This window comes from Amycolatopsis sp. NPDC059235, assembly GCF_042754125.1.
In the GTDB taxonomy this organism is placed as follows: Bacteria; Actinomycetota; Actinomycetes; order Mycobacteriales; family Pseudonocardiaceae; genus Amycolatopsis; species Amycolatopsis albidoflava.
This window is the reverse complement of sequence record NZ_JBHZAG010000002.1, coordinates 36456-55185: the sequence shown is the minus strand read 5'-3', so window position 1 is coordinate 55185 and position 18730 is coordinate 36456. Positions and strand designations below refer to the sequence as shown.

Genomic DNA, 18730 nt, shown 5'->3' with positions numbered 1-18730 from the left:
ATATTTCCGTTACCGCGAGACGGTCGCCTGGATCAGCTCGTAGGCCAGGTCCATCTGGACGCCGTCGGGATTGGCAAGCCCCTTCTCGTCGTACCAGGAGGCGTCGGCTTCCGGATGCGGCCCGCTGACGCCCACCCGCCCCTTGCCGTACGGGGTGACGGCCACCGCGGGCGCCCCGTTGGTGTAGGTCGCCAACACCGTGGCGTTGGAGCCCTCGTCCAGCCGGAAGGCGGGCCCGTCCTGGAAATACATGTGCCGCGGCTTCCCGCGCCAGCTGACCTCGATGACGGTGTCGCGCTCGTCCGGAACCGTGGAGCCGGGAGAACCCGCGTACCCGTGAGTGTCGCCGGGCAGCAGGCCGAACCCCGGATCGCGGCCCGCGAGATAGCCGCCGAAGCACAGGCCGAGGTAGCTGCCGCCGTTCCGGACCCAGTCGCGGAGCGCGTCGGCGGAGTCGTCAAGGTCCTGCCAGGTCCGGTCGAGATCCTGACCGCCGCCCGGCTGGACGTACAACTGCGCCTCCGCCAGCACCGCCGCGGTGAGCGGCTTCCCGGTGCCCGGCCCGACGTACTCGATCCGGTAATGCTGCGGCGCCCGGCGCAGCAGATCAGCCACCGCGGGCCCGCATTCCGCGCACCCTTGCGGTCCGTTGTAGACCAGCGCGAGCGGCGCTTCCGCATTCCGCGCCGGAGGTTTCGCCACGGCTTCCGGCTGACCGCAGCCCACCGCCAGCACCGCGGCAGCCGAAAGCAGCCCGGCCAGCAGTCGCCGCCGCCCCGGAATCGCTGGACGACGGTCGGAGCTTCGGTCCGTACCGGGCATGGGTTTCTCTCTCCTCGCGGTGGCCGTTGCCGTACCATAGCACTAACGATTAGCTTTTAATTACAGTCACACTTTCGAGCCTGATAGGGTCAGCGCCGACCTTTCGCCCGTAACCGATCGTGCCGCAGGACCCGCTCGTCCTGCCACTCCGCGAGGAACTCCATGCCCGCCTGGCCCGCCACCGAGGCCGACGCTCTTGCCGAACAACACCGCCTGCGCGCCCTGGTCGACCCGACCGGCCCGGCGCTTGCCGACGGCGCGCTGGTCGCGGGCGTCGACGTCGCTTATGACGACGAACGAGACGTGGTCGTCGCGGCCGCCGTGGTCGTCGACTTCGCCTCTCTCGAGACCGTGGAAGAAACGACCGCGGTGGGACGGGTCAGCTTTCCTTACGTGCCCGGCTTGCTGGCCTTCCGCGAACTCCCGCCGGTCCTGGACGCCCTGTCCGCACTCCGCCATCGCCCAGACCTGGTTCTCTGCGACGGTTACGGCCTCGCACACCCGCGCCGTCTCGGTCTGGCCAGCCACCTCGGAGTCCTGACCGGACTCCGCACCGCCGGAGTCGCCAAAACGCCGTTCACCTTCACACACGACCAACCCGGCCCAGCACGCGGCGATTGGTCCCCGCTGCTCGACGGCGCGGAGATCGTCGGCCGCGCCCTGCGCACGCAGGCTGGGGTCAAACCGGTCTTCGTTTCAGTCGGCCACCGGATCGGCTTGGCCGAGGCCAGCGACGCGACGCTGGCGTTGGCACGGAAATACCGGCTCCCGGAGACGACTCGGCGGGCGGATTCCTTGTGCCGTCGGGCGTTGGCGGAGCACAAGGTTTCAGAATGACCGCAGCCACTCGCCGATGACCACCAAATCCTCCTCCGCGAGACCGCGATCCGGAGCGACGCGGTGCAGCAGCGCACGACCGGGGTGACGAGCCCGCACCCACTCCTGATCTCGCTCGGTGATCTCGTCGTCGACCCAGACGAAGGGACGTCCGTCCGCCCATTCGACCAGCGTCCTGGTCTTCCAGTGCACACCGAACCACCGGTCTTCGCGTTCCTCCGCCGCCGAGGGCTCCGGCCAGCGCACGACCGGCAGCGACGGCAAGCCGCGACGCGATCTCGGTGTTGGCTTCGTCCTCCCACGTCGTGGCCCACACCAATTCCGCAGGCAGCGCGGCGAGCCGGATCCCCCACCGCGGATCGAGCCGATCCAGCAGCGGACCCGGCCCGAGCGATTCGCCGCCCGGGGCAGCACCGAACGGCAGCAGCGTTCCGTCGATGTCAAGGAAAACCAGCGGGCGACGGGAAGATCCGGTCGATTCCATTGCGCTGCCAGCATATCGAGTTGAGCCGCCAAGCCCGCGCGAGCTACCTTCACCCGACGCAAGCCTGGAAGGAACCCCGTTGACCGTCATCGACAAGATCGCCTGGATCACGTTCGACAAGGGCCGGGTCCTCAGCACCCGTTCCCGGGGCAAGGACGTCTACTACCTCCCCGGCGGCAAGCGCGAACCCGGCGAGACCGATCTCCAGACGCTCGTCCGCGAGATCGACGAGGAACTCGCCGTCGCCATCGCGCCCGAGAGTGCCCGGCATTTCGGCACCTTCCAGGCCCAAGCCCACGGACACACCGCGGGCGTCGCGGTCCGGATGACCTGCTACACCGCCGACTACCGCGGAACCCTCGCGCCCAGCAGCGAGATCGCGGAAATCGTCTGGCTGACCTACGCCGACCGGGGCCGGGTCTCCCCGGTCGACCAGGTCATCTTCGATCACCTGCGCGAAGCCGGGCTGCTCGCTCAAGCTCCACAGTAGACAGTGGCCTCGCGGAAGCCCGACGACGCGCCGACTTCCGTTACTCCCCAGCAGGTGTCCCGTAGCCCCCTCCCCCGCCGGACTCGCACCGCAGCACATCCCCTCGCCGCACCCGAAGGCTGTTCACCTTCAACATCTCCCGCGCCTGCGGCGTCCCGGGGTTCAACACCACCCGCGGCGGCGCACCGGCCGACCCGCCGAAGAGCCCCCAGGCAGGCGTCACCGAGCGTTCCCACCACAGCGACAGATCCTGGTCCGCCTCCATCACATACTCCCGGACCACCCCGTCGCCCCCGCGCCACCGGCCCGCGCCTCCCGAGCCCGCGCGGATCCGGTATTCGTTCACCCGCACCGGATACAGCGTCTCCACGACCTCGACCGGCAGATCCCGCAGCGACCCGTTGACGTTGTTGATCAGCGCCGTCTCCCCGTCGCCGCCTTCCCAGGCGCCCCAGCCGCCGACGGTCGCCTCCAGGGTCACGAACGGCTCCCCCGTCCGCGGATGATCACCGGCGAACTGCACGATCATCGAATCGCCGTAGCTGGCCGCGGCGACCCGGTCCGGCATCGCGGGCGCGAGGGCGGCCACGACGAGATCGATGAGCATGCCGAGGCTGGAGTAGTAGTACTGGCACGCCGCCGGCTCCCGCGCGCCGAGCATCGACCCGTCGCGGACCTGAACGTCCAGCGGCGCGAACGAACCGCCGTTGAGGCTCACCTGCGGCGAGATCAGCAGCTTGTAGCCGACCCGCGCCGCCGAAATCGCCTGGGAGCGGCCGCAGTTCACCGGACCGGTGGCCTGGTCGGCACAGTCGGTGAGGTCGATCGTCATCGACTCGCCCTCGACGACCACGCGCACGCGCACCTTCAGCGGCGTGTCCGGGTCGATCGCGTCGTTGTCCAGATACCCGGTCGCCTCGTACTCGCCGTCCGGGATCGCCGCGATACGTTCGCGTTCGAGCCGTTCGGTCTGGGCGAAGATCTGCTCGCGCGCGGCGTCGACGGTTTCCGCGCCGTAGCGGGCGAACAGCTCGCCGAGCCGCCGCACGCCCATCCGGGCGCAGGCGATCTGCGCCCGCATGTCGCCGAGGGTCACGTACGGGAACCGCACGTTCGTCTCGATCAGCCGCAGGATGTCGGCGCATTCGACCCCGCCGGCGACGATCCGCGTCGGCCCCATCCGGAGGCCTTCTTGGTAGATGTTCGTGGAATCCATCGAACCGCCGGGATCCTTGGAACCCATGTCGATCCAATGCGCGCGCGAAGCCGCGAAACCGACCAGTTCGTCGCCGACGAAAATCGGCGCGTACACCGTGCAGTCGTTGAGGTGCGTGCCGCCGATGTAGGAATCGTTGAGCACCCAGACGTCGCCCGGCCGCCAGACGTCCGCGCCGAACAGGTCCTCGGTGTGGCTCGTGCAAATCTCCAGGTTCCCCAGGAAAATCGGCAGCCCGGACGACTGGCCGAGGACGCGATGGCGACGGTCCAGCAGCGCGACGGCGCAGTCTTTGCCCTCGTAGATCGTCGGCGTGTAGGACGACCGGATCAGGGTCATGTTCATGTCCTCGGCCGCCTGGATCAGCGCCGAGCGGATGATTTCGGTGGTGACGGGGCTGATGCTCACGCGTGCTCCTCCTGCAGGTGGCCGGCGGCCGCGAGGGTGACGACCAGGAAGCCGTGGTCGTCGACGGCGAGTTCGGCGTCCGGCGGGACGACCGTGGTGGCGGTTTCCTCGTGCACGATCGCGGGTCCGGACAACCGGCTGCCGAGGGCGAGCGAGGCGCGCGCCACGATCGTGGTGGGCACGGCCTGTCCGGAGAAAACGACGTCGCGGACAACAGGCTCGGGTCGTTCGACGATCGCCTCGGCAGAAGCTGCGGCGCGGTCGACGACGCCGTGGCCGGTGGTGCGCAGCGCGACGAACTGCACTGGCGCGCCGGGGGTGGCGTGCCCGTAGCGCTGGTGATGGATTTCGGCGAAACGCGCCTCGACGGCGGGCAGGAAATCAGGACTGTCGACGGGATCGGAGTCCAGGATCGGCACGGTCAGGGTGTAGTCCTGGCTTTCGTACCGCATGTCGACGCCATGGGTCACCGACTGGCGGTCCTCGGCGATTCCCTGTTCCCGCAACGCTTCCAGCGCCTGATCGCGCAGCGAGTCGAGCGCCGTGCGCAGGGCACGGGTGTCGAGTTCGGCTCCATCGGCGAAGAACTGCATGGTGAAGTCCCGGCGGACGTCGGCTTCGAGCATGCCCCACGCCGAGAACGCGCCCGGGAACCGCGGCACGATCACCTCGGTGATGCCGATTTCCTGTGCGATGAACGCCGCGTGCATCGGTCCCGCGCCGCCGAACGCGAGCAGCGCGAACTGGCCCGGCTCGCGGCCGTGCTCGACGGTCAGCGTGCGGATCGCCTGTGCCATCTTGGCATTGCCCACGTCGCAGATGCCGGACGCCAGCTCGACCGGGTCCATGCTGAGCTGGTCAGCCAACGTCGAGACGGCCGTCCGCGCGGCGTCGAGGTCGAGCGGCATGCCCCCGCCGGCGAACGACTCGGGATCGACGCGGCCGAGCACGCAGTTCGCGTCGGTGACCGTCGCCTGCGTACCGCCGCGGCCGTAGCACGCCGGGCCGGGCACCGCGCCCGCCGATTCGGGGCCGACCCGCAGCGCGTCGCCCTCGGCGTAGGCGAGCGAACCGCCGCCCGCGCCGACCGTGTGCAGGTTGACCAGCGGCATCAGCAGCGGGAAGCCCTCCGCCTCGCCGTCCGGTGACACGTCGGCGGCGTAGTCCATCACCAGCGAGACGTCGAACGAGGTCCCGCCCATGTCGACGCAGATCAGGTCGGGACGGCCGAGCAGCTTCGCCGCCGCGACGCCGCCCATCGTGCCGCCGACCGGGCCGGACAACAGCGTCTGCAACGGATGCCGCCGCGCGAATCCGGCGTTGACCAGACCGCCGGAAGACTGCATGACGTGCACCGGGACGTGCAGGCCCTTCTCCGTGAACCGCGCTTCGATCCGGTCGAGGTAGCGGTGCACGGACGGGCCGGTGTAGGCCTCGAGTACCGCGGTCGACGTCCGCTCGTACTCCCGCCATTCCGGCGCGACCTCGTGCGACAGCACGACCAGCGCGTCGTCGCCAAGCTCGTCCCGCAAGATCTCCCCCGCACGGCGTTCGTGCCCGGAACCCAAGTAGGAGAACAGGAAACACACCGCGACGGCCTCGAAACCCTCTTCGCGCACGCGTTTCGCGACCAGCCGCACCGCGTCCTCGTCGAGCGGTTCGAGTTCGGCACCGGTGGCATCCAGTCGTCCGGCGACCTCCGCGACCGCTTCCGGCCCGACGAGCGGCTCGGGCTTGCGGTAGTGCAGGTCGAACAGCCGGTTCCGGTTGCCGCGCGCGATCCGGTAGACGTCGCCGATCCCCCGCGTGGTGAGGATCAGCACCTTCGCGCCGCGCCGTTCGAGCAGCGCGTTCAGGCCCTGCGTGGTGCCGTGCACGAAGAACTCGATCTCGGCGAACGGCAGGTCGAATCCTTCGAGCGCGCCGAAAACGCCGCGCGCGAGGTCGTCGGGGGTGGTGAGCACCTTGCCCGCGCGCAGCCGCTGCGTCGCGCCGTCGTGGACGACCACGTCGGTGAAGGTGCCGCCGATGTCCATGGCGACCCGGTAGGTCATGGGAACTCCTTGTCCGATAAGGGAAATCAGGTGAGCGCGCGACCCTCGGTCTCGGGCAGCGGAAGGACGGCGAGAAGCGCGACGACGAGGAAGGCGACGATCGACGCGACAGTCAGCGAGGACGCGACGCCGTGGTCCATCATCGCGCCGATCACCGGCACCGAAACGGTGTTGGCCAGCAGGATCGCCGACGTGGACCACGAGTAGCCGACGCCGCGCAGCCCGGTCGGCAGCACCTCAGCCGACCAGGTGTTCCAGATGCCCCAGGCGCCGAGCGAGAAGAACGCGAGGATCAGATTGCCCGCGTACAGCTGCGTGGAACCGGTGGCGAGGCCGAACAGCACGCCGCCGATCGCCGAAGCGAGCGCGAACAGCAGGAAGATCCGCTTGCGGCCGTGGCGGCGGGTCAGCCACGCGGCGAGCAGGTAGCCGGGGACGGACACGACCTGGGTCACCGCGACGAACCACAGCGCTCCGGACACGCTCAGCCCCCGGTTCTGCAGCAGCACGGGCAGCCAAGTCTGCAAACCCCAGTAGCCCCAGCTGAACGTGAACGACGTGAGCAGCAGCGGCAGGAACCGCCGCCGCACCGGCGACCGGAACAGGTTCCGCACCGCGCCTGCCTTGCGGTCGGCGTCCTCGACGGAAAACGTGGTGTCAGAAGGAATCTCCGCGCCAAGACCACGAAGCACAGTGGCAGCTTCCGCGTGCCGACCGCGCCGCGCGAGCCAGTACGGCGACTCAGGGACCCAGCGCAGCACGGCGAATGCCCACAGCCCGGCCAGCGCGGCGACCACGGCGACGGCGCGCCAGCTGATCATCCCGAGCGACTGACTCACGCCGATGCAGAGCAGCGTGCCGATCGGAAACCCGATGCTGAGCGCCACGGCGCCTTGGCCGCGCCGGGCGGTGGGGAGCAGCTCGAGAAAATACGGGAACGTGACCGCGTAGACCCCGCCGAACGCGACGCCGGAGAGGAACCGCAGCACGACGAACGGCCAGAACGCCGGCGACAGGCCCGCGGCCAGCGCGAGCACCGCGTAAATCAGCAGGCTCGCGACCGTGACGCGGCGGCGGCCGAGCCGGTCGATCAGCCCGCCCCACAGCAGCGCGCCGGGCACCATGCCGAACGCGACCGCGGACAGCGCCCAGCCGAGTTTCGTGTTGTCCACGCCGAATTCGTCCGCGATCCCGTTCGAGACGTAGACCAGCCCGACCTGTTCCCAGGCCTCGACGACGAACGCGAAGAACAGCACCGAGCCGGCCAGCCAATGCCGTCGGGTCAGCCGCATGCCGGTGCAGACGTCGCCGACTGTCGGCGCGGCGGCGGAGGTGGGCGGGGCGGGCTCGTGCGGGGCGGCCATGGCGCCTCCTATCATCATCAAAACGTTTTGATGAGCTTTCGCGGCATCAAACCCGCGCGCCGGTGCGGTGTCAAGCCCTCCTCCGCCGGCCGGTGGGCGATACTGGGCCGTCCGGAGGCAGGGCGAAGGGGTACGAGGAGTGGACACGGCGAGCGGCAAACGGCCGGTGACGATCCGGGAGGTCGCCGAACGCGCCGGAGTCTCGATCAGCACGGTTTCGCACGCGCTTTCCGGCCGCAGGCCCATTTCGGCGGCGACGAAGGCGCGGGTGCGCGAGGCCGCCGCCGAGCTGGGCTACGACCCGAACCCGAACGCCCGCTCGCTGCGCACCGGCCGGTCCGGGCTGGTCGGGCTCATCCTCCGGCCGCGCTACGCGGTGGCCGGCACGCCCGACCGGGCCGAGACGTTCAACCGGCTCGTCGGGTCGATCGCGACCGAGATGCTGCGGCACAAGACCGGCCTGATCCACGTGCCCGACCTGCACGACCCCGCGGTCGCGAGCGTGCCGATGGACGGCTGCATCGTGGCCCACCCCTACGGCGGCGACACGGCGCTGGCCGAATTGCTCGGGCGGGGCCTCCCCGTGGTGACCGTCGAGGAGGACCCGGAACAGCCGGACCTGCCGTGGGCGGTGCGGCTGGACTACCCGCCGGTGGTCGAGGCGCTGCTGGAGCACCTCTACGACCAGGGCGCGCGCGACGTGCTTCTGCTGTCCGGCACCGAGGACAACGCCTGGAACCGGCGGCCGCGCGAGACCTATCTGGCGTGGTGCGAACGACGCGGGCTGCCGGCGCGGACCGCCTTGCTCAGCGAAGGCCTGACCCCGCACGATGTGCCCGAACTGGTGCAGCCCCTGCTTTCCGGCCCAGACCGGCCAGACGCGATCGTCGTCGCGACCAGCGATTTCGCCCCGCTGATCGCCGAAGCCGCTGCCGCGCAAGGCCTGCGTATTCCGGACGACCTGCTGCTCGCCGCCTTGACTGACAGCGAACATGCCCGCACGAGCGCCCCGCCGATCACCGCGATGGACCTGACGCACGAAGCGCTGGCCGAGCAGGCGGTGGAGTTGATGCTGGCGCGGCTGTCCGGAGCCGAGACACCCGAGGGGCCGGTGTTTCTCGCGCCGGAGCTCCGCTTGCGGGAGTCGACTCAGCGGGGAAGGTAACTCGCTCGGTCAGAGATCTTCCGCGGACAACGCCAGCCACAGTTCCAGCCGATCCCTCGGCCGGTCGAGCCGCCGCCGCGAAACCCGCTCCGCGGTCCGCAGCCGGGTCCGCACCGTGTTCCGATGCACGCCCAGCTCCCGCGCGGTGGTTTCCAGATTGCCGTCCGCGTCGAGGTAGCAGCGCAGCGTCGGCACCAGCTCGCCGCCGGTGCGGCTGTCGTGTTCGCGCAACGGCCCGAGCACCGCGGCGGTGAACGGGGCCAGCGCCGCCGGGCGCAACGCCTCCCGCAGCAGACCCCACGACGACGCCTCGTCAGCGTCCACATAGGACGAATCGGCGGGCACGACGCCGGCGGCTCGCTGGATCGCCGCCGGGATTCCCGCGACGTCCGAAGCCCGGCTCGCGCCGCAGCCGACGGGGACGCCGGCCAGTTCCGCGGCCCTGGCCCGGATCCGCGCGCCCAGCCCGGCCGCCGCGGGCAGCACCGCCGCGAGACCGCCGGGGCGCGGGGTCAGCAGGAGCCGGTCCTGGTCGGTTTTCCCGGCCACGTCGGCGATCGCGTCGAGCACCGCGGCGAGCGGATCGTCGAGCGCCATCGCGAAAACCGCGACCTCGAACGGCGGCTCCGGCATCAGCGACGCGTCCGGTTCCGCGATCGAGGGCAGCAACCGCGCCCGCTGTTCGTGCAAAGTGCGGCGGAGCGCGCGGATGCCCAGCAAGGTCATGCCCAGCAACACCGCCGCGTGGCTGACCAGCAGCCGCTGGTGCGCGGGATCGCCCGCAGGGCAGTCGAGCGCGAGCCAGCCGCGCGGATGTCCGGACAGGCCGATGCTGTGCACGACCAAATACCGGCCCTCGTGCTCCTCCGCGCCCGCGGCCTGCCCTGGTCCGGCCATCGCGGCGACCAGGTCGCGCGCCCGGCCGTGCCACGGGCGCTCCCCCGCCGGATGCGCCGCGCGCGCCCTGCCCTCGACGTCCAGCAGCAGCGCCTCCCCGTCGACGCCCTTCGCCAGTTCGGCCAGGATCCCGCGGTCGCCGGAGCGCAGCGCCGCCCGCGCGATCGCTTCCTGCACCGCGATCGCGTGCCGTTCCGCGCGCAGCGCCGCCTCCGCGTGCCAGCGCGCGACGGCTTGGCCGACCGCGATGAACGGCGTCGTCCCCAGCACTCCCACCACCGGCAACCCGCAGGCCTCGGCTTCTTCGAGCACCTCCGGTGGCAACGCGTCGAGCACCTCCGCGGCGAATCCCAGCCCGGCCGCGCCCGCCTCGGCCAGCCGCCGCACGTACGCCCGCCGTCCCGGTTCGTCCGCGGGCAGCCCGAGCCCGATCGTCAGCACCAGCTCGCCGCCGCGCAGCCACGGGACCGGGTCCGCGACCTCGATCGCGTGCGCCCAGGACACCTCGCGGCCCAGCCCGGCCCGCCCGGCGAGCAAGCCCAGCTCAAGCCCTTCGAACCGGAGCACGCCGGCCACGGTCAGCACAGCTTGCCTCCCAGTGCGGTTCGCACAAAACGATCTTCGGCGAAGGACACATCGTACAGCGGGTTCCGGCCGCTCCCGCGGTTAGCGTTGCCCGAACCGATCCCCCGGAGCAGTGGGAGCCCCCATGACCGCATCCGTCTCGAGCGCCCGCCGCGCGGCCGCCGCGGCGTTCGTCGGCACCACCATCGAGTGGTACGACTTCTACGCCTATTCGACCGCCGCGAGCCTCGTGTTCGGGAAGCTCTTCTTCCCCGAAGGCACCAGTCCGCTGGTCGGGCTCATGGCGTCGTTCGCGACCTACGCGGTCGGCTTCCTGGCCCGTCCGCTCGGCGGCATCGTGTTCGGGCATTTCGGCGACCGCGTCGGGCGCAAGGCCGCGCTCGTCACGACGTTGCTGATCATGGGGATCGCGACGTTCGCCACCGGGCTGCTGCCCACCTACGCCACCGCCGGGGTGCTCGCGCCGCTGCTGCTCGTCGTGCTGCGGTTCGCCCAAGGGCTCGCGGTCGGCGGCGAATGGGGCGGCGCGGTGCTGATGGCCGTGGAGCACGCGCCCGCCGGGCGCAAGACGTTCTACGGTTCGTTCGCGCAGCTCGGAAACCCGGCCGGGGCGCTGCTCGCGTCCGGGCTGTTCGGCCTGCTCGCCGGACAGGGCGACGGGGCGCTCGCCGCCGGCGGCTGGCGGGTGCCGTTCCTGCTGTCGGCGGTGCTCGTGATCGTCGGGCTGGTGATCCGGCTGAAGGTCGAGGAATCGCCGGTGTTCAAGCAGGCGGAACCGGTCGCCGAACTGCCGGTGCGGCTCGCGCTGCGCACGTCGTGGCGGCAGATCCTGCGCGGGATCGGCGCGCTGCCGGTGGCCGTGGGCGGCTACTACATCGTCACCACCTTCCTGCTCGGCTACTCCACGACCGATCTGCACGTGAGCGAGGAACTCGTGCTGACCGGGCTGAGCATCGCGTCTTTCGTGGAACTCGTCGCGACCGTCGGCGTCGCCTGGCTCGGCGACCGCGTCGGCGGACGGCGCGTCGTGATCGCCGGGCTGATCGGCGTCGCGGTGCTGGCCGCGCCGCAGTTCCTCGTGATGGGCAGCGGCAGCGCCGGGCTGATTTTCCTGACCCTGTCGCTGATGCGGCTCGTCATGGCCGCCACCTACGGGCCGATCGCGGCGATCCTCGCGCAGATGTTCCCCGCCCGCGCCCGCTACACCAGCATCTCGCTGTCCTACCAGGTCGCCGGCGCCGTCTTCGGCGGGTTCTCGCCGCTGGCCTGCACCGCGCTCGTCGCCGGGTTCGGCGGCGTCGCGCCGGTGATCGTCCTGCTCGTCGTGATGTGCCTGGTCAGCATCGCCTGCCTGCGCGGTGCGCCGCAGCTGTCCGACGACGTCCCCCAGCCCCACCGAACGGAGATCGCCCGTGGCTGACGTCCTGATCCACCGAGCCCGCGTCCTGACCATGGACCCGGACCTCGCCGGCACCGACGCGGTGCTCGTCCGCGACGGCCGCGTCGCCGCCCTCGGCGCGGCGGCGGTCGCGCAGGCCGCCCCGGAGGCCGAACGCGTGGACGCGCGCGGCGCGACGGTGCTGCCCGGTTTCGTGGACCCGCACAACCACCTGCTGTCCACCGCGGAATCCCTCGCCGCGGAAGACGCGAGCTACCCCGCAGTGTCCACTGTGGACGATCTGGTCGAGATGGTCGCCAAGGCCGCCGCTCGCACGCCGGCCGGACAATGGATCCGGGCGTTCGGCATGGACGACGCGAAATATCCGGAAGGCCGTCCGACCCGGCAGCGGCTCGACGAAGCGACGACCGAGCATCCGGTGATCGTCTACCACGTGTCCGGCCACCACGCCGTCGTCAACTCCGCGGCGCTGCAATGGCGGGGCATCGGCAGCGACGTCGCCGACCCGGCGGGCGGGCAGTTCCTCCGCGACGCGGCCGGGCGGCTGACCGGAATGGTCCTCGACTCCGCGATGCAGCTGCTGTTGCCGGTCGCGGTCGAAATCGGCTGCCACGGCCCGAATTTCCACACCGACCTGCCGTTCGAACAGCTGTCCGGCTGGCTCGGCGACGCGGGCAGGCACTACGTCGAAGCCGGCTTGACGACCATCGCCGACCCGCAGGTGTCGGCGCGGGAACTCCGCGTGTACCGGGCGGCCCGCGCGGCCGGACGGCTTCCGGTGCGGACAGTCGCGATGCCGTTGTCACACCAGCTCGACGCCCTCGCCGCGGTCGGCCTCGGCGATCCGTTCGGCGACGACTGGCTGAGCCTCGGCGCGATGAAGTTCTACTCCGACGGCACGCTCATCGGCGGCACCGCGGTGTTCAGCGAACCCTACGGCGAACACGGCGAATTCACCGGCAGCCTCTACTGGCCCGCCGACGACCTCACCGCGCTCGTCGAACGCGCCGCCCGCGCCGGGTGGCGGGTCGCCGTCCACACGCAGGGCGACCTGGCGATGGAGAACACGCTGCGGGCGCTCGAAGCGGGTTCCCGCGCGTACGGCGACGACTTCCGCCCCCGCATCGAACACTGCGGCTACCCGACCCGCGAGCACGTCCGCCGGTTCGCCGGGCTGGGCGTGATCCCGGTGAACCAGCCGAACTTCCTGCACGACAGCGGCGGAGACTTCCTGCGCCGCCTGGGCGACCGCGCACACCGCCTCCAGCCGGTCCGCGAGGAACTCGACGCGGGGCTGCGGCCCGCGCTGTCCAGCGATTCGTTCGTCTCGTCGTTCAAGCCGCTGCACACGATCGCGAACGCGATGCTCCGGCAGACCCGCGAAGGCGCGGACATCGGTGCGGAGCAAGCGATTTCGCTGCACGAGGCACTGCGCGCGCACACGCTCGACGCGGCGTACACACTCGGCATGGAGGACCGGATCGGCTCGCTGACGCCGGGCAAACTGGGCGATGTCGTGGTGCTGGACGCCGACCTCGAACAGACCCGCCCGGAGAACTTCGGCGACGTGCACGTCACGACCACGGTGCTCGACGGGCGGATCGTGCACCAGCGGTGAAGGGAACGGCCGGCCGCGACCGGCCGTCCCCCAACCCGCGCTGCTGCTAATCGACCGGCGTGACCTCGGCCATTTCCGACCAGGCCGCGCCGTCGAGGTTCTGGTAGTTGATCTCGGGCTTCTTCGCCACGACCGTCGACATGAACGGGAAGAACTCCTGCGCGTGCGCGGTCGCGACGTGCGCGTCCCCGGCGGCGCTGTCGGCGAAGACCTCGACCATCACGAATTCGTTCTCGTCGCCGCCGTTCTGGTAATAGTCGAACGACACATTGCCCGGTTCGCTCCGCACCTGCGCGGTGTAGCGCTCGATGCCTTCCAGCCATTCGGTTCGCTTCTCGGGGCGGATCTGTGCTTTGAGGACGATCAAAATCATGCGTCGAGTATCGCAGCTCAGGTCCCGCTCGGCACCGCGGCGAGCGCCGGTACGCCAGCGAGTTCGCGCGAGAACTTCCGCAGCAGCAACACCGCTGTCGCGCCGAACCCGACGCACAGCCCGAGCCAGATTCCGGGCCCGCGCAGATCCAGTGCGAAGCCGCACAACACCATCACCGGGGTTCCGATCAGCCAGTAGCCGAGCAGCGTCGCGCGGAAGCCGCTTTTGGTGTTGCCGAGACCGCGCAGCAGGCCGACGCACACGTTCTGCGCTCCCTTGACGTATTGCTGCGCGATCCCGAAGAACAGCAGGGTGTGCGCCAGCGCCAGCACTTCCGGCGGCGGGTTCCTTTCGAGGAACAGGCCCAGCACCCAGCCCGGCACCGCGAGATACAGCAAGCCCGCCGCGGTCATCGCGGTCGCCGACAGCGTCAGCGCCTGCCGCGCGGTTCTGGTCACCGCGGGCCGGTCGCGCTGGCTCACCGCGCGGCTGATCAGGATCGAGGATCCTTGCGACAGGCCGATGTTGACCTGGTACACGATGTAGGCGAGCTGGTTGACCATGCTCTGCGCGGCCAGCGTCGCCGGTCCGAAGCCGCCCATCAGCACGGTGGCGACGGACGTGATGCCCGCTTCGGAGCCGTAGGTCAGGCTGATCGGGATCCCCAGCCGGAGGATCTCGCGCGCCGCGGGCAGTTCGCCGCGCCCGAAGCCCGCCGACAGCAGCGGCGCGAGGTGCTCGTCGCGGCGCAGGATCAGCAGGAACGCGAAGCAGTTGAGGAACTGCACGATCGTGGTGGCCAGCCCGATGCCCGGGGCGCCGAGTTCCGGGAACCCGAACCAGCCGTAGCCGAATCCGCCGTCCAGCAGGATGTTGACGCCGACCGACCCGATGGTCACCCACAGCAGGGAGCCGGGTCTGCGCATGCCGACGGCGAACTGCCGCAGCACGTTGAGCCACAGCATCGGGATCAGTCCGGGCGCGAGCGCGAGCATCGTGGGACGGGCGAGCGCGAGAACCTCGGGATCCTGGCCGAACCAGGCCAGCAGGTAGCCCAGGCCGATCAGGATCAGCGCGGCGCCCAGCCCGACCGCTGTCGCCACCAGGAACGAAGCCCGCACCAGGTCGCGGACTTCGCCGCGCGCCCGCTCGTCCAACTGGTCGCCGCCGGTACGCGATTCGCCGCGACCGGCGGTGCTGGCGACCAGGTTGCCCACAGCCGTGACCGTGCCGACGCACATCGTGCGGACCTGGTTGTACAGGGTCAGCGCCAGCCCGCCCGCCGCGATCGCCCGCACGCTCATCCCGCCGAGCATCGCCAGGTCGGTCGTGGTGAGCGCGACTTGCGCGAGCTGGATTCCGGCGATCGGGGCCGACACCGCGAGCAGCGGACGGTACCCGGCGAGCCACCGCCTCACGACACCCACCGCAGGCCGATGTCCTCGTGCCGGCCGAGCCGTTTCCCGACCTCGGCTTCGATCTCCGGCGCGTGCAGCCCGTGGCGGCGCAGCCATTCGTCGTCGAACACGGTGTCGAGGTACTTCTCCCCCGCGTCGCAGACCAGGACGACCGCGGTGCTGCCCGGCCGCATCGTGTCGATCCGGTTCAGCGCCGCGTGGATCGCCCCGCCGGCCGATCCGCCGACCATCAGCCCGGTGTGCCGGGCCAGCGCCCGCGCGGTCGCGAAAGCGTCCACATCGGACGCCTGCACGCCCTCGTCGATCAACTCCCGGCACACGTTGGCGCCGACCGGGAATCCTTCCGGGCTGCCGCTGCCGGTCTGCCGGTACGGCCCCGGCGGCGCGCCGAAGATGATCGACCCCGCCGGCTCCACCGCGAGCGTCCGCGCCGGGCAGCGCAGCCGGCGCAGCTCGCGGACCGTCCCGCACAGCGAGCCGCCGGTGCCGATCGCACCGATCAGCCAGTCGACCTGGCCCGCGTCGGCGAGCAGTTCCCTGGCCAGTTCGCGGTAGCCGCCGCCGTTGCCGGGGTTGTTGTGCTGGTCGGGCCAGTACGCCTCGCGATCCGCCGCGACCAGCTCGGCCGCGACCCGGCGGCGTTCGACCGAACGGAGTTCCCCGCCGCCCTCCCCGCCGACGTAGACGAGCTCGGCCCCGAGCGCCGCCATCGCGCGCAGCTTGTCCTTGCTCGCGTGGTGGTCCACCACCGCGGTGAACCGGTAGCCCCGTTCGAGCGCGGCCAGCGCGAGGCCAAGGCCGGTGTTGCCCGACGTCGGCTCGACGATCCGCCCGCCGGGCCGGAGCTTCCCCTCGCGCTCGGCGTCGGCGATCATCTGCTCGGCCATGCGCACCTTCGCCGACCCGGTCGGGTTGAACTGCTCCAGCTTCAGCAGCAACCGGACGCCCGAACCGGTCACGCACACCTCGAACAACGGCGTCCGGCCGATCAGTTCCGACACGTGCGACACGATTCCGCGCCCCCGACGCGGGATGAAATCCCTCATCGGCCGTCCCCTCCTTCGATCCGCCAGCCCGCGCCGTCCACCACGACCCTGGCCGGGAGCGGGAGGCCGTGGAAGCGGGTTTCGTTCTTGTCCATCTGGTATCCGGCGGTGTTCGGGTACACGAGAAGGTCGCCGTGGCGCGGCGGACGGGGGAACGGGATCTTGCGCCAGCTGAGCATGTCGTATTCGAGGCAGCTCGAACCGCCCACGCACGCGGCCACCGGTTCCCCCGGCCCCGCGGCGGGCCACAGCAGCGGATCCGGCAGGAATTCGCTGCCCTTCCATTGTTCGGACACGCTCATGCTCAGCCCCGCGACCGTCACGATCCCGTAGCCGTCGCGCATTTTGAACCCCTGCACCGGAAACACCGTGAACCCGGCCTGGTCCAGCAGCGCCCGTCCCGGTTCCAGCAGCAGCCGTGTGCCGGTGCGCGCGAATTCGGAGGCGACTGTGCCGCCGCGCAGCGGGCTCGCCAGCACGTCGGCCAGCATGTCCGCGCCGGTCGGGGCCTGGTGGTAGGGATAGAAATGGGTGAAGTTCTTGCCGTTGTGGAACCACGAGGGCCGGTACTCCTCGGTGAACCTCGTCCAGTCCGCCTCGTCCAGGTAGCTGGCCGCGAACCCGCCGCCGATCGACACCGACTCCGCGGGCAGCCCCGCCTCGCGCGCCCGCAGGCACTGCTCCAGCGCGACCTCCGCCATCCGGGCGCGCGACTGGACCTCGTAACCGCCGAGGTGGAAGGAAAACCCCTCCATCCGCACCGCGGCGCCCGCGCACCGGCGAAGCGCCTCGTCCACCTCGTCCGGGTTGAGCCCGAACCGGCTCCCCTGGTCCTTTTCCGGCAGCAGCCGCAGCAGAATCCGGATCGGCGGCGTCTGCCCGATCGCGAGCACCCGGTCGAGTTCGTCGAGCGCGTCGACGGCCACCACGCACCGGTGCCGCGCCGACAACCACAACAGATCCGCGCTTTTCGCCGCCCCGGTGACCATCACGTCCTCGCCGCGGACACCGCCCGCGAGCGCACCCACCAACTCGGGAACGCTCGCCACGTCCACACCGGCGCCGGCGCTCGCGCATTCCGGCACCCAGCACGCCGACCGGTTGGCCTTCTTGCCGAAATACACCTGCCCGGACACGCCCGCCGTCACCAGCGCGTCGGTGAACGCCACGAGGTTGTCCGCGAACTGGCGCGGATTCAGGACGTGGAACGGACCGCCGACCGCACGGGCGAGGTCGCCGAGCAGCCGGGGATCGGACTGCGTTTCACTGGCCCAGTCCGCCTGGCGGGCCGGCAGGGAAATGGTCGACGCCGTCAGCTCCACAGCCGCACCCGCTGTCCTCGGCCGGCCTCGATCGCCCGGGTCGCCAGCAGATGCGCCACCGGGATGTCGGTGATCACCATTCCGCTGCTGAACGCGAACACCCGATCCGAATCGCCGCGGCGGGCCGGCTTGCGCCCGGCAAGCACGTCCGGGAATTCCGCGTCGATGGTCGCTTTCCCTTCTCCATCGTCGAAACGGGAACCCGTCACACCCAACTGGCCCTCGCTCGTCGCGAGCGCGTAATCCGCGTCCCGCAGCGAGGAGGAGTCAACTCCCTTGCTGGACACCGAAATCAATAATCCGCCCGGTTTCAGCCAGCTCGTTTTCACCTTCGGATGCGCCGCCCGCCCCGACGCCGCCACCGCGATGTCCGCCTCGGCGACCGCTTCCGGAACGTCGTCGACGATTTCGACCTCCCGGTCCGGGAAATACCGGTGGAAGGTGTCCACGCAAGCCCGCAGGCCCTCTTTCGCGGTGCCGAAAAGCATCAGCCGCTCGAGACCGGGCAGCACGGTGAGCAGGTACGGAAGCGTGAGCTGCCCTTGCACGCCGGTGCCGATCAGCAACGCCGAGCGCGCGTCCGGCTTCGCGCACTCCTGCGCGATCAACGCGGTCGTCGCCGGGGTCCGGGACGCGCCGACGCGGTCGCAGTCCATCAGCGCGAACGGCATTCCGGTCGTGTCGTCGTAAAGGCTGAGCACGGTGTAGTACTTGTCCCGATTGTCGTTCCCCTGCCGGTAGGAGGTCTTGAACCCGACGTGTTGTGCGTTCGCGTCGAATCCCAGCATCGAATACGCCACCGCGTCCCGCGACTGGTCCGGCAGCGGCATCATCAGTTTCGTCGGACAGCGCGAATCCCCGGCGGCCAGCGCGAGATATCCCTGCCGGACCGCGGAAATCACCTCCTCCGGCGCCAGTTCGACACCGGCGAGATCGCTTCGGGTGAACACATGGAACTCTGGCTCCGCCATCTGAAGAAATCCTCACGAGAGAGAACGGGGAATCGCGCACTGGATCGGTTTTCGCGGCCGGAACGCGCCTGCCGGATGTTTCGGCCGCTGTCGCGCACCCGAGTCGGCCGCGTTGCCGAAACCGTAACGGAATCCGAAGACTTAGGCAAGGCTTGCCTTATTCATTCCCCGACGCGGGGGAGAAACCTCCTTGCCGGCCGACCCGGCGGCGAGCAGAACGTGAAAACCTTTGCAGCACAACGGGTCGGACGACCGCTCGAA

16 protein-coding genes are annotated in these 18730 nt (G+C 70.5%); 5 read left to right on the top strand and 11 right to left on the bottom strand.

Annotation, left to right across the window (positions count from 1 at the left end):
• Positions 1-9: 9 nt before the first annotated feature.
• The gene (locus ACFXI3_RS01640) at positions 10-822 is read right to left on the bottom strand and encodes a BPL-N domain-containing protein (RefSeq protein WP_378397392.1); all 813 of its coding nucleotides are present in this window, start codon (positions 820-822) and stop codon (positions 10-12) included.
• 162 nt (positions 823-984) lie between these two features.
• Between ACFXI3_RS01640 and ACFXI3_RS01635 the strand changes: the two genes are divergently transcribed.
• On the top strand, positions 985-1659 hold the full coding sequence (locus ACFXI3_RS01635) for an endonuclease V (protein ID WP_378397391.1): 675 nt from the start codon (positions 985-987) through the stop codon (positions 1657-1659).
• Here ACFXI3_RS01635 and ACFXI3_RS01630 read toward each other — a convergent pair.
• Positions 1651-1923: a hypothetical protein gene (locus tag ACFXI3_RS01630; RefSeq protein ID WP_378397390.1), complete on the bottom strand. Its 273-nt coding sequence runs from the start codon at positions 1921-1923 to the stop codon at positions 1651-1653. The genes ACFXI3_RS01635 and ACFXI3_RS01630 overlap by 9 nt on opposite strands.
• 299 nt (positions 1924-2222) lie before the next feature.
• On the opposite strand from ACFXI3_RS01630, the gene ACFXI3_RS01625 reads away from it, so the two are divergent.
• Positions 2223-2633: an NUDIX domain-containing protein gene (locus ACFXI3_RS01625; protein ID WP_378397389.1), complete on the top strand. Its 411-nt coding sequence runs from the start codon at positions 2223-2225 to the stop codon at positions 2631-2633.
• Positions 2634-2673: 40 nt separating this feature from the next.
• On the opposite strand, the gene ACFXI3_RS01620 is transcribed toward ACFXI3_RS01625, so the two are convergent.
• The 3 genes from ACFXI3_RS01620 to ACFXI3_RS01610 are packed head-to-tail and all read right to left on the bottom strand — an operon-like array spanning position 2674 to position 7675.
• Positions 2674-4257, bottom strand: a complete 1584-nt coding sequence (locus ACFXI3_RS01620; protein ID WP_378397387.1) for a hydantoinase B/oxoprolinase family protein — start codon at positions 4255-4257, stop codon at positions 2674-2676.
• Positions 4254-6311 (bottom strand): hydantoinase/oxoprolinase family protein, encoded by a 2058-nt coding sequence (locus ACFXI3_RS01615; RefSeq protein ID WP_378397386.1) that lies wholly within the window; start codon positions 6309-6311, stop codon positions 4254-4256. Before ACFXI3_RS01615 ends, ACFXI3_RS01620 begins: the two co-directional genes overlap by 4 nt.
• A 26-nt stretch (positions 6312-6337) precedes the next feature.
• Positions 6338-7675 (bottom strand): MFS transporter, encoded by a 1338-nt coding sequence (locus ACFXI3_RS01610; protein ID WP_378397385.1) that lies wholly within the window; start codon positions 7673-7675, stop codon positions 6338-6340.
• A gap of 139 nt (positions 7676-7814) precedes the next feature.
• Here ACFXI3_RS01610 and ACFXI3_RS01605 point away from each other — a divergent pair, with 139 nt between their 5' ends.
• On the top strand, positions 7815-8840 hold the full coding sequence (locus ACFXI3_RS01605) for a LacI family DNA-binding transcriptional regulator (RefSeq protein ID WP_378397384.1): 1026 nt from the start codon (positions 7815-7817) through the stop codon (positions 8838-8840).
• 9 nt (positions 8841-8849) lie between these two features.
• On the opposite strand, the gene ACFXI3_RS01600 is transcribed toward ACFXI3_RS01605, so the two are convergent.
• The gene (locus ACFXI3_RS01600; protein ID WP_378397383.1) at positions 8850-10322 is read right to left on the bottom strand and encodes a PucR family transcriptional regulator; all 1473 of its coding nucleotides are present in this window, start codon (positions 10320-10322) and stop codon (positions 8850-8852) included.
• A 124-nt stretch (positions 10323-10446) separates the two neighbouring features.
• On the opposite strand from ACFXI3_RS01600, the gene ACFXI3_RS01595 reads away from it, so the two are divergent.
• Positions 10447-11742: an MFS transporter gene (locus ACFXI3_RS01595; protein WP_378397382.1), complete on the top strand. Its 1296-nt coding sequence runs from the start codon at positions 10447-10449 to the stop codon at positions 11740-11742.
• Positions 11735-13339, top strand: a complete 1605-nt coding sequence (locus ACFXI3_RS01590; RefSeq protein ID WP_378397381.1) for an amidohydrolase — start codon at positions 11735-11737, stop codon at positions 13337-13339. Before ACFXI3_RS01595 ends, ACFXI3_RS01590 begins: the two co-directional genes overlap by 8 nt.
• A gap of 46 nt (positions 13340-13385) precedes the next feature.
• Here the strand turns inward: ACFXI3_RS01590 and ACFXI3_RS01585 are convergent, their stop codons facing one another.
• Genes ACFXI3_RS01585 through ACFXI3_RS01565 form a run of 5 tightly spaced genes read right to left on the bottom strand, consistent with a single transcriptional unit; the run spans position 13386 to position 18469 of the window.
• Positions 13386-13712 carry a putative quinol monooxygenase gene (locus ACFXI3_RS01585; protein ID WP_344276446.1) on the bottom strand — a complete coding sequence of 109 codons (327 nt, stop codon included), beginning with the start codon at positions 13710-13712 and terminating at the stop codon, positions 13386-13388.
• Positions 13713-13729: 17 nt separating this feature from the next.
• Positions 13730-15139, bottom strand: coding sequence for an MATE family efflux transporter (locus tag ACFXI3_RS01580; RefSeq protein WP_378397380.1), 1410 nt, complete (start codon positions 15137-15139; stop codon positions 13730-13732).
• Entirely contained in the window at positions 15127-16176 is a 1050-nt protein-coding gene (locus tag ACFXI3_RS01575) for a PLP-dependent cysteine synthase family protein (RefSeq protein WP_378397379.1), read from the bottom strand. Before ACFXI3_RS01575 ends, ACFXI3_RS01580 begins: the two co-directional genes overlap by 13 nt.
• A complete protein-coding gene (locus ACFXI3_RS01570) occupies positions 16173-17498 on the bottom strand; it encodes an alanine racemase (RefSeq protein ID WP_378397378.1) in 1326 nt (441 codons plus the stop codon). The genes ACFXI3_RS01575 and ACFXI3_RS01570 overlap by 4 nt, the downstream gene beginning before the upstream one ends.
• The gene (locus tag ACFXI3_RS01565) at positions 17489-18469 is read right to left on the bottom strand and encodes an ornithine cyclodeaminase (protein WP_378397377.1); all 981 of its coding nucleotides are present in this window, start codon (positions 18467-18469) and stop codon (positions 17489-17491) included. The genes ACFXI3_RS01570 and ACFXI3_RS01565 overlap by 10 nt, the downstream gene beginning before the upstream one ends.
• Between the last annotated feature and the right edge of the window lie 261 nt (positions 18470-18730).